Consider the following 16,002-nt stretch of genomic DNA (forward strand, 5'->3'; position numbering starts at 1 on the left):
ATAACTCCGATGAATTTTTCCCAATTCTTCATTTCACGGCCGATCTTCGCAGCGGTGTTGTCGCTGTTGATCCTGATCGCCGGCGCGATCTCGCTGTTCCAGTTGCCGATCAGCGAATACCCGGAAGTCGTGCCACCAACCGTGGTGGTACGTGCCAACTTCCCGGGCGCCAACCCTAAAGTTATCGGTGAGACCGTGGCCGCTCCGCTGGAGCAAGCCATTACCGGTGTCGAAAACATGCTGTACATGTCCTCGCAGTCCACTGCTGACGGCAAGATCACGCTGACGATCACCTTCGCCCTGGGCACTGACCTGGATAATGCGCAGGTGCAGGTGCAAAACCGCGTGACCCGTACCGAACCGAAGCTTCCCGAGGAAGTGACGCGCATCGGTATCACCGTCGACAAGGCATCACCCGACCTGACCATGGTTGTGCACTTGACCTCGCCGGACAAGCGCTACGACATGCTCTATCTGTCCAACTACGCAATCCTGAACATCAAGGATGAGCTCGCGCGTCTGGGTGGTGTCGGTGATGTGCAGTTGTTCGGCATGGGCGATTACTCGCTACGTGTGTGGCTCGATCCGAACAAGACCGCTTCGCGTAACCTGACTGCGACCGATGTAGTCACCGCAATTCGCGAACAGAACCGTCAGGTGGCTGCCGGCCAACTGGGTGCGCCCCCTGCCCCGACTGCACAAAGCTTCCAGCTGTCGGTCAACACTCAGGGCCGTCTGGTAACTGAAGAAGAGTTCGAGAACATCATCATTCGCGCAGGCGACAACGGTGAAATCACTCGGCTCAAAGACATTGCTCGCGTCGAACTGGGCTCCAGCCAATACGCCCTGCGTTCGTTGCTGAACAACCAACCTGCCGTGGCCATCCCGATCTTCCAGCGTCCAGGCTCCAACGCCATCGATATCTCGAACGACGTTCGGGCGAAGATGGACGAGTTGAAGAAAGGCTTCCCGCAGGGCATGGATTACAGCATCGTTTATGACCCGACGATCTTCGTGCGCGGCTCGATCGAAGCGGTAGTTCATACCCTCTTCGAAGCGCTGATCCTCGTGGTGCTGGTGGTGATTCTGTTCCTGCAAACATGGCGCGCCTCGATCATTCCGTTGGTGGCGGTGCCGGTATCGTTGATCGGTACGTTTGCGGTGATGCACCTGTTTGGTTTCTCGCTCAACGCGCTGTCACTGTTCGGCCTGGTACTGGCCATCGGTATCGTGGTGGACGATGCCATCGTGGTGGTAGAGAACGTCGAACGGAACATCGAACTTGGCTTGAACCCGGTAGAAGCCACAAAACGCGCCATGCGTGAGGTGACCGGCCCGATCATTGCGACGGCACTGGTGCTATGTGCGGTGTTTGTTCCGGCGGCTTTCATCTCCGGCCTCACGGGTCAGTTCTATAAGCAGTTCGCTTTGACCATTGCCATTTCGACAGTGATCTCGGCATTCAACTCGCTGACCCTGTCGCCAGCGCTGGCCGCTGTGTTGCTGAAAAGTCACGACGCGCCGAAAGACCGCTTCTCCAAGGTTCTCGACAAGATCTTCGGTGGCTGGTTGTTCCGTCCGTTCAACCGTTTCTTCGACCGTGCCAGCCATGGCTACGTCGGCACCGTGCGCCGGGTTATCCGCGGCAGCGGCATCGCCCTGTTGCTGTATGCAGGCCTGATGGTGCTGACCTTCTTCGGTTTCTCCAGCACCCCGACCGGATTCGTACCTGGCCAAGACAAACAATACCTGGTGGCCTTCGCACAGTTGCCGGATGCCTCGAGCCTGGATCGCACCGAAGACGTGATCAAGCGCATGTCCGATCTGGCCCTGAAACAGCCAGGCGTGGAAAGCGCCGTAGCGTTCCCGGGCCTGTCGATCAACGGCTTCACCAACAGCCCGAACGCCGGCATCGTGTTCGTCACCCTGAAACCGTTCGACGAGCGTAAAGACCCGAGCATGTCCGCCGGCGCGATTGCAGGTGCCTTGAACGGCCAGTACGCGAACATTCAAGAGGCGTACATGGCGATCTTCCCGCCACCGCCGGTACAAGGTCTGGGCACCATTGGTGGTTTCCGCCTGCAAATCGAAGACCGGGGCAACCTGGGCTACGACGAGCTGTACAAAGAAACCATGAACATCATCAACAAGAGCCACAGCGTGCCGGAACTGGCGGGCCTGTTCACCAGTTACACCGTGAACGTGCCGCAGGTCGATGCAGCCATCGATCGTGAAAAAGCCAAGACCCATGGCGTTGCGGTCAGCGACATCTTCGACACCCTGCAGATCTATCTGGGTTCGCTGTATGCCAACGACTTCAACCGTTTCGGCCGCACTTATCAGGTCAACGTCCAGGCCGAACAACAGTTCCGCCTCGAATCCGATCAGATCGGTCAGTTGAAAGTGCGTAACAACAAAGGCGAAATGATCCCGCTGGCGACCTTCATCAAGGTCAGCGACACCTCGGGGCCGGATCGCGTGATGCACTACAACGGCTTCATTACCGCAGAAATCAACGGCGCGGCCGCCCCAGGCTACAGCTCCGGCCAAGCGGAAAAAGCCATCGAGAAACTGCTCAAGGATGAACTTCCGAACGGCATGACCTACGAGTGGACCGACCTGACCTACCAGCAGATTCTTTCCGGCAACACTGCGCTGTTCGTGTTCCCGCTCTGCGTACTGCTGGCGTTCCTGGTACTTGCTGCTCAATACGAAAGCTGGAGCCTGCCACTGGCGGTGATCCTGATCGTACCGATGACCCTGCTGTCGGCCATCACTGGTGTGATCATCTCTGGCGGTGACAACAACATCTTCACTCAGATCGGCTTGATCGTACTGGTGGGGCTTGCCTGCAAGAACGCGATTCTGATCGTCGAGTTCGCCAAGGATAAACAGGAAGAAGGTCTCGACCCGCTCGCGGCGGTACTGGAAGCCTGCCGTCTGCGTCTGCGGCCGATCCTGATGACTTCCTTCGCATTCATCATGGGTGTTGTGCCACTCGTACTCTCCAGCGGTGCCGGTGCCGAGATGCGTCACGCCATGGGTGTGGCGGTGTTCTCCGGGATGCTCGGGGTGACCTTCTTCGGTCTGTTGCTGACACCCGTGTTCTACGTATTGATCCGTAACTTTGTCGAACGCAGCGAGCAGCGCAAAGCGGCCAAGGCGCGCAATCTTCAAAAGCCACTGGAGGCGCAACAATGAGTCTGAAAGTCTTCCTGCCGAGTCTGCTGGTGCTGGCCCTCAGCGCCTGCGCCGTCGGCCCCGACTACAAGACCCCAGCGACGGAGGCGGCCAACATCACGGCCGCCACCGACGGCGCCAACGGTCAGAAGAACTTTGACCGTTCGAAGTTCGAAGGCATCTGGTGGCAGCAGTTCGACGATCCGACCCTCAACCAGTTGGTGACGCAATCGCTGCAAGGCAACCGCGAACTGCGTGTGGCGTTCGCTCGCTGGAAAGCTGCCCGGGCGATCCGCGACGACGCCAGCAACGACGCCATGCCGACCATCACCAGCCGCGCCTCCAGCGATCTGGCCAAGGGACAAATCCCCGGCCAGACCACCAATCGGGTCAACAGCGAACGCTATGACCTGGGTCTGGACATGGCCTGGGAGCTGGACTTGTTCGGTCGTATCCAGCGCAACCTGGAAGCCAGCGATGCCGACCAGCAGGCCGCCGAAGCCGACTTGTATCAACTGCAAGTCACCATGATTGCCGAACTGGTGGACGCTTACGGTCAACTGCGTGGCGCGCAACTGCGGGAAAAGATCGCCGTGGCCAACCTGAGCAACCAGCAGGAGTCGCGCAAGATCACCATCAGCCTGCGTGACGCCGGTGTTGGCGATCAGCTCGACGTGGAACGTGCCGATGCGCGCCTGGCATCGGTCGAAGCCAGTGTGCCGCAGCTCCAGGCGGAACAGGTTCGCCAGAAAAACCGTATCGCCACCCTGCTGGGTGAACGCCCGGACAAGCTGACAGTGGACTTGAGCCCAAAAGACTTGCCGGCGATTGCCAAGGCATTGCCCATTGGCAATCCGGGCGAGCTGCTGCAACGTCGCCCGGACATCCTCAGCGCTGAACGCCAACTGGCCTCGGCCACGGCGCGCATTGGCGTGGCAAAAGCTGACCTGTTCCCACGGGTCAGCCTCAGTGGTTTCCTGGGCTGGACGGCCGGGCGCGGTTCGCAGATCGGTTCCTCGGCAGCCAACGCCTGGGCACTCGGCCCGAGCATCACCTGGGCGGCGTTCGATCTTGGCAGTGTGCGGGCCCGTCTGCGCGGTGCCGATGCAGATGCCGAAGGCGCGCTGGCGACCTACGAGCAACAAGTGCTGTTGGCACTGGAAGAATCGGAAAACGCCTTCAGCGACTACGGCAAACGTCAGCAGCGCCTGATCTCGTTGATCCGCCAGAGTGAATCGAGCCGCAAGGCTGCCGATCTCGCGGAGATCCGCTACCGCGAAGGCACCACTGACTTCCTTGTGCTGCTCGATGCGCAGCGTGAACGTCTGAATGCCGAAGACAGCCAGGCCCAGGCCGAAGTGGACCTGTATCGCGGCATTGTCGCGATCTACAAAGCCCTTGGCGGCGGCTGGCAGCCAGAGACGGTCGCGAGCAAGTAACGTTTAGTTGTTAAAGAGCTCCTTTGGTTGGCCGCAACCAACCAATTCTTTTGCCCCGCGTATCATTCGGTCGCGGGGCTTTTTTTTGTGCCTGATCCTTCTGCTTTCAAGAACATTGACAATGGATGTTGTGCCCGCCCGCAAGCGACACCTGCAAGCGTAGACACCGCATCGAAAATTTGACGGCCAACGAAGTCGACAGAACTTGTAGGCCGATTCGCTCGCGCGGGGTTTGACTCACGGCCCGAGCTGACCGAAGCTTGACGCTCTGCTCAAGTACGCCTGTTTTCGGAAACCTGCATGCCTCAGTCCCGCCGCTACCTGCTTATCAGCCTTGGCCTTGTGCTTGTTGTCGTCGTCGCATGGCTGTCCCTGCACAGTACCTCTGCGGTGATTCCGGACGCTATCAAGCACGGCTACAGCGAAGCGCTTGGTGCCGCCCGCACCGGTGAGCCCGGCGCGGCGCGCCAGTTGTATCAGCAATTGGGGCGTCCGGATTTGTCGATCAAGCGGCGCGTCTGGCTGCATGGCGAACTTGCCAACTACCCCAGTCCACAGGCGCTGAAACTCGCCGACGCAGACTTGCAGAACGAAGCCCCGCAGGTGCGGCTAGCGGCGATCAAAAGTGTGGTTGGACTGGTGCCGGGCGGGCAACGCAGCCTGTTGCTGGGGCCGATGCTCGATGATGAAGATCAGACGGTTCGCTTTGCCGCGATCAACGCTTTGCTCGGCCTTACCCCGGATGAGTTGGGCCTGTATTTCGCCCCGTTGCAGCAGGCCATCGACGGCTGGGAAGAAGCGCTCAAGAGAGAACCGGAAAGCGCCGCGGCTTACGCGCAACTGGCGCGACTTTATATCCATAACTCCGAACTGAAACAGGCGCAGCTTGCACTCGACAATACGCTACGTCTGGAGCCCGGCAACCTGGCAGCCTTGGTGATGCAGATCGATGTGCTCGACCGCCAGGGCCAGAGCGACGCCGCCCGGCAATTGCTCGCCCAACAGCTTAAAGCCCAACCTGACTCCGCTTATCTGCAACATGCCCTCGGCCTGTGGCTGCTGCACCACGGTCAACGTGAGTACGCCCTGCTCGGCTTGTCCAAGGCGGTCGAGCTGGAACCTGACAACAAGGATTACCGCTACGACCTCGCGACCACTCTGCACAGTGCCGAGGAACTGGAAGCGGCACAGAAACAACTACAGGAAATCGTCCAGCGCCACCCGGCCGACCGCAAGGCGCGGGTTCTGCTGATCAACTACTGGAAAGAAAGTGGCCAGTTGCAAAACGTGCAGATCCTGTTGGCCCAGCTCGAGCAGCTCAATCCCGATGACCCTGCTTTGCAGCAGGGGCTTTAAGCGCTGTCGGCAGCCTTGTCGACACATCGTGAAAGAAAAAGCGGAACCGCCATCAACGCGTGGGGTCAAGTAATTCAGGTCGCTGAACTCAGTTGGCGGCCTCAACCCCCGTAGTCATGAGAGGGCATTTTTTGTCTACATCTAACGAGTTGATCAGTGCGAAAGCCGCCACCGGCATTGTGGGCCTGGATGACATCCTCGCCGGTGGTTTGTCTCGCGGTCATGTGTTTTTGCTGGAGGGCGAGCCCGGTACCGGCAAAACCACAGTCGCCTTGCATTTTCTTATGGCCGGCGCAAAAGCCGGCGAACGCTCGTTATACATCACGCTCTCGGAAACCGAGCGTGAATTGCGTCAAGGGGCGCTGTCCCACGGCTGGGAGCTGAATGAAAACATCGAAATCTTCGAGCTGACGCCGCCGGAAAGCCTGCTCAATGCCGAACACCAGCAGAGCCTGCTGTACTCCTCCGATCTGGAATTGGGTGAGGCGACGAAACAGATTTTCGAAGTGGTCGAGCGCTTCAAGCCGACCCGCGTAGTGCTCGACAGTCTGTCGGAGATTCGTTTGCTGGCGCAAAGCTCTTTGCGATATCGCCGGCAGATTCTGGCGATCAAGCACTACTTCGTGCGTTACGACGCCACGGTTCTACTGCTGGATGACCTGACCACCGAGTCCCTCGATAAAACCGTACACAGTGTGGCCCACGGCGTGATCCGCCTTGAGGAGCTGACGCCCAATTACGGCGCCGAGCGGCGGCGGATCCGCGTGATCAAGTATCGCGGGCAAAAGTACCGCGGCGGTTTTCACGACTTCACCATCATGGGGGATGGCGTGCATGTGTTCCCGCGCCTGGTGGCGGCCGAACACCGCGGTGATTACCCGCGTTTGCAGTTGACCAGTGGCATTCCAGAAATGGACTCCTTGCTTGGCGGCGGCGTAGAAACGGGTTCCAGCACATTGATTCTTGGGCCGGCAGGTACCGGCAAGTCGCTGATCACGATGATCTTTGCGGCGGCAGCGGTCGCTCGCGGTGAAAAAGCGGCACTGTTCATCTTCGATGAAGAACTCGGCCTGCTGTTCGAGCGCATGAACAACATCGGCATTGATCTCAAAGCCCTGCAAGCCACCGGCAATCTGCTGATCGAGCAGGTGGATGCCGCTGAGCTGTCACCGGGCGAGTTCTCTCACCGGGTGCGCCGATGCGTCGATGAAGGCCAAATCAAGACGGTGGTCATCGACAGTATCAACGGCTACCAGGCGGCAATGCCTGAAGAGAACGCCCTCGTGTTGCATATGCACGAACTGCTGCTGTACCTCAATCGCAAAGGCGCCGCGACCTTTATGACCGTTGCCCAGCATGGTCTGGTCGGCGACATGCAGGCACCAGTCGACATCACTTATCTGGCCGACACGGTGATTCTGTTGCGATACTTCGAAGCCCTCGGCAAAGTCCGCCGAGCGATTTCCATCATCAAGAAACGCACGGGCAGCCACGAATCGACGATTCGCGAATACCGTATCTCCACGCAGGGCATGACCATCGGTGAGCCGCTGGAAGCGTTCCAGGGTGTGCTGCGAGGCGTACCGACCTACCTCGGCGCGAGCAAACCACTGCTTCGGGAAGAGGGCTCGTGACGGCGTCAGCAACACTGGCCGAACGCGCGCTGATTCTGACGCCCGTGGGCCGCGACAGCCAAATTGCGCTGATGATCCTCAACGAGGCCGATTACGAAGGGCTGGTGACGCCGAATCTCGGCGCGCTGTGTACTGAGCTGCAGCTCGGCGCCGGCCTTCTGCTCATCGCGGCAGAAGCGTTGCGCGGCCCGGAAATGGAAGCCTTGTTCCTGTACCTGGAACAGCAACCGGCATGGTCGGATCTCCCCATTGTTCTGCTCACCCATCACGGCGGACAAGAGCAAGGCCCCTCCTCGCACCTGAGCAGCCTGTTAGGCAACGTCACGTTCCTCGAGCGCCCGTTTCATCCCGCGACTCTGATCAGCCTGGTGTCTGCTGCCCTGCGCGGCCGACGACGACAGTACGAAGCCCGCGACCGCCTGATCGATCTGAGTGAAAGCGAACGACGTCTGCAATCGACACTGGAAACCCTTGAGCAACAGGTCGAGGAACGCACCGCGCAACTGCGCCACAACGAAGAAGCGTTGCGTCAGTCACAGAAAATGGAAGCGGTCGGCCAGCTCACTGGCGGTATTGCCCACGACTTCAACAACATGCTGACCGGGATTATCGGCAGTCTCGAGTTGCTGCGCCGACGCTTGGCCCGTGGGCGCACCGAAGACCTCGACAGTCTCATTGATCTGGGTGTGACGTCCGCCAATCGCGCGGCCGGCCTGACCCATCGTCTGTTGGCGTTTTCCCGTCGCCAGTCGCTCGATTCCAAGGCGGTGCAGATGAACACCCTCGTCCTGTCCATGGGCGAGCTGTTGCAGCGCAGCCTCAACGAAAGCATTCAGTTGGACATGCGCCTGAACGAAAAACTGTGGGTGGCCGAGGCGGACCCCAATCAACTGGAAAGCGCCCTGCTCAACCTGGTCATCAATGCCCGCGACGCCATGCCCGAGGGCGGCAAACTGGTGGTCGAGACCAGCAACCAGGTGTTGCACAGTGAATTCACCGAGGCTTACAGCAATCTCGAACCCGGTGACTACGTCATGTTGAGTGTCACCGACAACGGCAGCGGCATGCCCCAGAGCGTGATCAGCCGTGCATTCGATCCTTTTTTCACCACCAAACCTATCGGCCAGGGTACCGGGCTAGGCCTGTCGATGATCTACGGTTTCAGTAAGCAATCGCGCGGTCATGTCTCAATCGACAGCGAAATCGATCAGGGCACCACGGTCAACCTTTACCTGCCGCGTTTCCGCGGCGAAGAACTCGTACTTCCCGCTTGCGATACCGAGCAGACTCCCCACGCCATCGATGGAGAAACCGTGCTGATCGTCGAAGACGACCCAGCCGTGCGCGTGCTGGTCAGTGCAGTGCTCAGTGAGTTGGGTTATGCGTTTGTGGAGGCTGGGGATGCCGACGGTGCCGTGCCTATTCTCAACTCGACGCAACGCATCGACTTGCTCATCAGTGACGTCGGTTTGCCGGGGATGAACGGTCGGCAACTGGCGGAGATCGGCCGGCAATACCGGCCAGGGTTGAAAGTGCTGTTCATCACCGGATACGCCGAGCATGCGGCGGTGCGTGGCGGCTTCCTCGACTCGGGCATGCAGATGATCACCAAGCCATTCACTTTTGATCTGCTGACGGCCAAAGTGCGCGAGATGATCAAAAACTGACAGAACACACCACTGGAGCTGCCGAAGGCTGCGATCTTTTGATTTTGTTTTCAGATCAAAATCAAAAGAGCGCAGCCTTCGGCAGCTCCTGCATTTCACGGTCAGGCCAACAGTTCCTGAATCTTTTCCTGCAGCACGTCCAGATCGAACGGCTTTTCCAGAATCGGCGCCTTGAGCGTGATCGGGCTGCCGGTCTCGCGGATTTCCTGCGGGTAACCGCTGATGAAAATCACCTTCAAGTCAGGTCGCAGCTTCACGGCGGGCTCGGCGATCTGTACGCCGGAGATGCCGCCAGGCAAGCGGAAGTCGGAGATCAACAGATCCAAATGTGGCTTGCTCGCGAGGATTTCGAACGCCTGCTCGCCGTTTTCGGCCTCGAGCACGCGATACCCTTGATCCTTCAGATAAATCGACAGAATCATCAAGATATTCGGTTCGTCTTCGACGATAAGTACTACATCTTGTGCATCTACGCTCATGGGAAGCCTTTGTTCGGTCAATAGCTGCTGATACGACCGTGCGGTCACTCAGAGGTTGCGTCGGATTTGCCGTTTTCCTCTATCGGCAGACAAACGCGAAACAGGGCGCCCTCGTTGATTTCACTCTCGACGACGATTGAACCGCCATGGGCGGCGACGATCTGCTCGGAAATGAACAGACCCAACCCGAGCCCGGCGACTACCGTCTTGGCGGAAACCCGTTCGAATTGTTGGAAAATACGCTTTTGGTTCTCTTCGCTGATGCCGATCCCGTGATCCTGAACCTCGACCCGAGCTTCGTTGCCTTGGCGGTAGACGCGCACCTGAATCGGGCTTCTGCCGCCATAACGCAGCGCATTGGTCAGAAGATTGGAAATGACCTGCTCAATGCGGAACTCATCCCAGCAACCTTCCAACGGCATATCCGCTTCGAAACTGACCGACGTTTCCGCAGCTTCGATCTGCTGCCCGAAGTTTTGCAGCAGATTGCCCACCAATTGCACCAGATCGAAACGGTTTGGCCGGATCGACAACTTGCCAGTACGAATCCGCGAGACGTCGAGCATGTCTTCGATCAGCCGGATGAGGCTTTTGATCTGGCGCTCGTCGCGATCAACCATCGCGTGCATCTTGTCGAGGGTGAACGCCGCTGCGTTATCCCGCGCCAGGTGCATCTTGCGCAATTGGGTTTCGAGTATCAGGCCATTGAGGGGGGTGCGCACCTCGTGGGCGACGATTGACATGAAGTCATCGCGCATCCGCACCGCTTGCTCAAGTTCCAGCTGAGTGCTCTGCAGTTGTTGCAGCAGCGCTTCCTGCTCGCGCCGGGCCTGCTCCAGCGCTTCGACCTGCTGCTTCATGGCCTTGCTCTGTCGGTACAGATCGACGAAAACGTTGACCTTGCTCTTGACCGCGTGGATATCCAGCGGCTTGTGCAGAAAGTCCACCGCCCCGCTCTCATAACCCTTGAACGCATAGTTCAGTTCGCGACCGGCAGCGCTGACAAAAATGATCGGGATGTTCTTGGTCTTCTCGGTGCCGCGCATCAACTCGGCCAGTTCGAAGCCGTTCATGCCCGGCATCTGCACGTCGAGAATGGCCATGGCGAACTCGTGTTGCAGCAGCAGCGACAGAGCTTCGTCCGCCGACAGCGCCTTGTAGACGGTGCGGTCTTCGCGTTTGATCAGCGCTTCGAGCGCCAGCAGGTTCTCGGGCAGATCGTCGACGATCAGCAGTTTTGCCTGGATATTACTCAGCATGCGATTCGTTCCAGCTCGACTAGCAGACGGCCGATGCCGTGAATGGGTAAGACATGATCCGGCTGCTGGGTTTTCAGCGCAGCCAGAGGCATGGTGGCGACCTGGGCGTCGTCAGGATCCTGCACGATGGTCAGACCACCGTGGCGCTTGACCTGCGCCAGTCCGCGCGCGCCATCGTGATTGGCGCCAGTCAGCAGCACAGCGGCCAGCTTCGGGCCATAAACGTCGGCGGCAGATTCGAAGAGGTAGTCAATAGATGGCCGGGAATGATGGATGCGATCCTCAAGACTCAAGGACAGGCTGCGATCCAGTTCCACCGACAGGTGATAACCGGGCGTGGCGAAATACACCGTGCCCGCCTCGATGTCCTGCTTGTCCGTGGCCTCCTCCACTGGCAACGCCAGACGCCGGGCGAACACCTCGGCCAACTGACTGCGGCGCTCTTCCGGCAGGTGCAACACGATGATGATCGGCAGTGCAAAACCTTTGCGCAGCGGCCCGAGCAGGGTTAACAAGGCTTCAACGCCACCGGCGGAAGCTCCGACCACAATAGCCTCGATTCGAGGCAGATCCGCAATGTCGTTCATGATTTGCGGTAGATCCGTTCTTGTTTCACCAGCGGTTCGAACTGGTTTGCATAGCTGGAAAAATCCAGCGTCTCTTTGCTGCCGAGCACCAGAAAACCGCGATGACACAGGGATTCATGGAACAGCCCGAACGCTCGATCCTGCAGCTTCTTGTTGAAATAGATCAACACGTTACGGCAGGAAATCAATTGGGTTTCGGAGAACACGCTGTCGGTGGCCAGACTGTGGTCGGCAAACGTCACGTTCTCGCACAGGCTCTTATCGAAAATCGCATAGCCATAGGCCGCGGTGTAATAGTCGGCAAATGATCGCTGCCCACCGGCCTGTTGATAGTTGGCGGTGTAGGCACGGACGTTTTCCATCGAAAATATCCCCTGCTTGGCCTTGTCCAGCGAGCGCGGATTAATGTCAGTGGCGTAAATGATGGTGCGATCCAGCAGGCCCTCTTCGCGCAGCAGAATCGCCATCGAATAGACCTCCTCACCCGTGCTGCACCCGGCGATCCAGATCTTGATCGAAGGATAGGTTCTGAGCAGCGGCACCACTTCCTTGCGAATCGCCAGGAAGTGCGACGGATCGCGAAACATCTCGCTGACCGGAATCGTCAACAACTGCAACAACTGCATAAACGCCGTCGGGTCGTGCAGGACTTTTTCCTGCAACGCCGAAATCGTCGCGCACTCGAATTGCCCCAACGCGTGTTGGACTCGGCGCTTGATCGAAGCGCCGGAGTAATCGCGAAAATCGTAGCTGTACTTGAGGTAGATCGCCTCAATCAACAGCCGCAATTCGATTTCACTGTTTCGTTCCGCTGGATGACTGCGTTCCACTAAATGCGTTCCATCTTCGGTAACCACACGCGAATCAGCGAGAACAGGCGATCCAGGTCGATGGGCTTGGCCAGGTAATCATTGGCGCCCGCCTGCAGGCAGCGCTCCTGATCGTCCTTCATGGCCTTGGCCGTCACCGCAATAATGGGCAGTTTGCGCCAGCGCGGGTCCTTGCGGATTTCGATGGTGGCTTCGAAACCATCCATCTCCGGCATCATCACGTCCATCAGCACCAGGTCGATGTCCTCGACTTCATTCAATTTCTCAATCGCCTCACGGCCATTACGGCCGATCACCACGACTGCGCCTTTGTGTTCCAGGGCGCTGGTCAGGGCGAAGATGTTGCGCACATCGTCGTCCACCAGCAGCACTTTGCGACCCTCGAAAACCTTGTCGCGGCTGCGCGCGGTCTTCAGCATCTTCTGCCGTTCATGGGACAACTGCGATTCGACTTTGTGCAGAAAGAGTGTGACCTCATCGAGCAGGCGCTCCGGCGAGCGTGCGCCCTTGATGATGATCGAGCGCGAGTACTTGCGCAGATCGGCCTCTTCGTCACGGGTCAGGTTGCGACCGGTATAGACGATGACCGGCGGGAACGAGCAGATGTCTTCGGTGGACATGCGCTTGAGCAGTTCATTGCCAAGCATGTCCGGTAGCTTCAGGTCGATGACCATGCAATCGAAAATTGTCGTGCGCAGCAGGTTCAGTGCGTCCTGTGCAAGGCCAACGGCGGTGATCTCGATGTCTTCGTCGCCGATCAGCCGGGCGATGCTTTCGCGCTGCAGATCATCGTCTTCCACTAACAGCACGCGCTTGACCTTCTGGGTCAGTTTGGCTTCCAGGCGGGCAAACACGTCCTTGAGTTCTTCGCGAGTGGTCGGTTTGACCGCGTAACCAATCGCGCCCATGTGCATGGCCGCTTCGACGCGGTCCTCGACCGAGATCACATGAACGGGAATGTGGCGGGTCTCGGCGTGTTCTTTCAGGCGTTGCAGCACGGTCAGACCGGAATGGTCCGGCAGACGCATGTCGAGCAGAATCGCATCCGGTACGAACTCGCGGGCCAGGTCATAACCTTCGTCCGCGCCGTGGGCCACAAGGCATTGATAACCGAGTTCATGCGCCAGATCGTAGAGGATGTGCGCAAAGTTGGGCTCGTCTTCCACCACCAGAATGCAGCGGGTAGCGAACGGCGCCTTATCACGGTCGTCGGCAAAGCGCGGGATATGCACCGGCGCCAGTGGCGACACTACAACCGTAGGGACTACCGGTGCAGCCACCGTCTGCGCCGGCGGGGTGAAAGTCAGCGGAGCCGTTGAAATTTCAGACGTCTCGCTGTACTGCTGAGGCAATACCAGCGTGAACACACTGCCCTGCCCTGGCGCGCTGCTGACGCTGATCGAACCACCCAGCAACGTTGCCAGATCCCGCGAGATCGACAGGCCCAAGCCGGTGCCGCCGTATTTGCGGTTGGTGGTGCCATCGGCCTGCCGGAACGCCTCGAAGATGCTTTCCTGCTGATTAGCCGCAATGCCGATGCCCGAATCACGCACGATGAAGGCTATACGATCGTTCGGCTGACCGCTGATGGTCAGGCTGACCGCGCCTTGCTCGGTGAACTTCACGGCGTTGGACAGCAGGTTCTTGATCACCTGTTCCAGACGCTGACGATCGGTAAACAGAGTCACCGGCGCATCCGGCAGCAGATCGACGCTGAAGGTCAGTCGCTTGTCGGCCGCCAGCGGTTCGAACACGCTGCGCAAGCCATCGGCCAGGCGCGCGACGCTGGTGTTTTCCGGAATCACTTCAAGTTTGCCGGCCTCGACCTTGGAGATATCGAGGATGTCGTTGATCAGGTTGAGCAGATCATTGCCGGCGGAGTAAATCGACTCGGCAAACTTGACCTGTTCGGCGCTGAGATTGTCTTGCGGGTTCTCCGCGAGCAACTTGGCGAGGATCAAAGAACTGTTCAGCGGCGTGCGCAGCTCGTGGGACATGTTGGCGAGGAATTCGGACTTGTACTTGCTCGAACGCTGCAGTTCTTCGGCGCGCTCTTCAAGTTGCACTTGCGCCTGATTCAGTTCGGTGTTTTTCAGGTCCATGGCGTCGCGTTGCTCGGCCAGGGTCTGCGCCTGTTCGGCCAGTTGCTCGTTGGTCTGCTCCAGCTCAACCTGCTGGGTTTCCAGATGCGCCTGGGATTCCTTGAGGATCCGCGACTGCTCTTCCAACTCTTCGTTGGCGGTCTTCAGCTCTTCCTGCTGGACCTGCAACTCTTCGTTGAGTTGCTGGGTTTCGGCCAGCACTTCCTGCAAGCGCTGACGATAGCGAGCGGCCTCGATCGAGGTGCCTATGTTGCCGGCTATCAATTCCAGCAGTTCGATATCGCGGTCGTTGAGCGGGCGCAGGAAACCCAGCTCGATCACGCCGTTGACCCGTTCGTCATCACTGGTCGGCACTACCAGCACGCTGTGCGGCAGGCCTTGGCCCAGACCGGAGCTGACTTTGAAGTAATCCGAAGGTACCGAATCGAGACGAATCAGCCGGGCCTGTTGCGCGACCTGGCCGACGATGCCTTCGCCGCTGTAGATCGACTGATCCTGCTCCTCCTGCTCACGGGAGAAGCCATAAGTCGCCACTCGCTTGAGGCCGCCGTGTTCTTCGCGCACATACAGTGCCGCCACGGCAGTGCCCAGGTACTGCGCGCAAAATTGCAGAATGTTGCGGCCCAGCAGATTGAGTGTCAGTTGCCCCAGCACCTGCTCGGCCAACTCGGTCTGCCCGTTGCGCAGCCACGCTTGTTGTTCCAGACGCTCGGCGCTGGCCTGCTGCGCCGCCAATGTGGCGCCGTAGCTTTCGGACAGATTGACCAGATCACGACGGCCGATATAGGCCAGCAGACCGCTGATGCCGGCCACGAACAACAGATATAGGGTAATGCTCCAGATCGTGGTGCGGCGCACTTCTTCGTTACGCGTGGTGCGCAGTTGCTGCTCCATGTCGATCACGTCTTCAAACTGCTTGCGGATCTCGTCGGTCAGGCGTTTGCCACGCCCGGCCTTGACCGCGCCTCGGTAGTCACCGCTGCTGCGCTGCAAATCGATCATCGATTGCGCATAGGTCGCCCACTCGATCTGCAACGCCTGGAGACGACGCAAACGATCGATCTGAACCGGATTGTCAGCCGTCAGTTCGAGCAAGGTGTTGAGCGCAACGGCGATCCGTGGCTTGGCGGTTTCATACGGATCGAGGAAGTGTTCATCGCCGCTGAGCAGAAACCCGCGCATGCCGGTTTCCAGATCCACGGTGAGTTTCACCGCTTCGTTGGCGTTATTGATCACCCGGTCGGTGTGCTCAACCCACTGGATGACCGACAGCAGATACGTGATCAGCGACACGAAGAACACAGCACTCAGCACGCCAACGCCCAGCGGCAGGCTGATGTTGCGACTCAGGAGTTTGCGAAACCGTTGCTCATCAACCGAAGACGGAGAGGACATTGGGCAGCCTTGTCGAACTGTTGAAAACCCGAGAGTTTGCCCCAAAACGGTGGCATGGATCCATGTTTCTCACG

10 protein-coding genes are annotated in these 16,002 nt (G+C 58.9%); 5 read left to right on the forward strand and 5 right to left on the reverse strand.

Annotated features, from left to right (window positions below; all coding sequences use genetic code 11):
• Positions 1–9 precede the first annotated feature (9 nt).
• The 5 genes from PSH79_RS14530 to PSH79_RS14550 all read left to right on the forward strand — a co-directional run bounded on the left by PSH79_RS14530 (position 10) and on the right by PSH79_RS14550 (position 9,276).
• A complete protein-coding gene (locus PSH79_RS14530; protein ID WP_305437963.1) occupies positions 10–3,201 on the forward strand; it encodes an efflux RND transporter permease subunit in 3,192 nt (1,063 codons plus the stop codon).
• Positions 3,198–4,619, forward strand: coding sequence for an efflux transporter outer membrane subunit (locus PSH79_RS14535; RefSeq protein WP_305437964.1), 1,422 nt, complete (start codon positions 3,198–3,200; stop codon positions 4,617–4,619). The genes PSH79_RS14530 and PSH79_RS14535 overlap by 4 nt, the downstream gene beginning before the upstream one ends.
• Positions 4,620–4,919: 300 nt before the next feature.
• Positions 4,920–5,975, forward strand: coding sequence for a tetratricopeptide repeat protein (locus PSH79_RS14540; RefSeq protein WP_305437965.1), 1,056 nt, complete (start codon positions 4,920–4,922; stop codon positions 5,973–5,975).
• 131 nt (positions 5,976–6,106) lie between these two features.
• On the forward strand, positions 6,107–7,609 hold the full coding sequence (locus PSH79_RS14545) for an ATPase domain-containing protein (RefSeq protein WP_305437967.1): 1,503 nt from the start codon (positions 6,107–6,109) through the stop codon (positions 7,607–7,609).
• Complete coding sequence (locus PSH79_RS14550; protein WP_305437969.1) at positions 7,606–9,276, forward strand: ATP-binding protein; 1,671 nt, start codon at positions 7,606–7,608, stop codon at positions 9,274–9,276. Before PSH79_RS14545 ends, PSH79_RS14550 begins: the two co-directional genes overlap by 4 nt.
• A gap of 101 nt (positions 9,277–9,377) precedes the next feature.
• Here the strand turns inward: PSH79_RS14550 and PSH79_RS14555 are convergent, their stop codons facing one another.
• The 5 genes from PSH79_RS14555 to PSH79_RS14575 are packed head-to-tail and all read right to left on the reverse strand — an operon-like array spanning position 9,378 to position 15,928.
• A complete protein-coding gene (locus PSH79_RS14555) occupies positions 9,378–9,755 on the reverse strand; it encodes a response regulator (RefSeq protein WP_305437970.1) in 378 nt (125 codons plus the stop codon).
• Between the two features lie 44 nt (positions 9,756–9,799).
• Positions 9,800–11,014: a hybrid sensor histidine kinase/response regulator gene (locus PSH79_RS14560; protein ID WP_305437971.1), complete on the reverse strand. Its 1,215-nt coding sequence runs from the start codon at positions 11,012–11,014 to the stop codon at positions 9,800–9,802.
• The gene (locus PSH79_RS14565) at positions 11,008–11,601 is read right to left on the reverse strand and encodes a chemotaxis protein CheB (protein WP_305437972.1); all 594 of its coding nucleotides are present in this window, start codon (positions 11,599–11,601) and stop codon (positions 11,008–11,010) included. The genes PSH79_RS14560 and PSH79_RS14565 overlap by 7 nt, the downstream gene beginning before the upstream one ends.
• Positions 11,598–12,431: a protein-glutamate O-methyltransferase CheR gene (locus PSH79_RS14570; protein WP_305437974.1), complete on the reverse strand. Its 834-nt coding sequence runs from the start codon at positions 12,429–12,431 to the stop codon at positions 11,598–11,600. Before PSH79_RS14570 ends, PSH79_RS14565 begins: the two co-directional genes overlap by 4 nt.
• Positions 12,431–15,928: a response regulator gene (locus PSH79_RS14575; RefSeq protein WP_305437976.1), complete on the reverse strand. Its 3,498-nt coding sequence runs from the start codon at positions 15,926–15,928 to the stop codon at positions 12,431–12,433. Before PSH79_RS14575 ends, PSH79_RS14570 begins: the two co-directional genes overlap by 1 nt.
• Positions 15,929–16,002 lie beyond the last annotated feature (74 nt).

The organism is Pseudomonas sp. FP2196 (assembly GCF_030687715.1).
Classification (GTDB): Bacteria; Pseudomonadota; Gammaproteobacteria; order Pseudomonadales; family Pseudomonadaceae; genus Aquipseudomonas.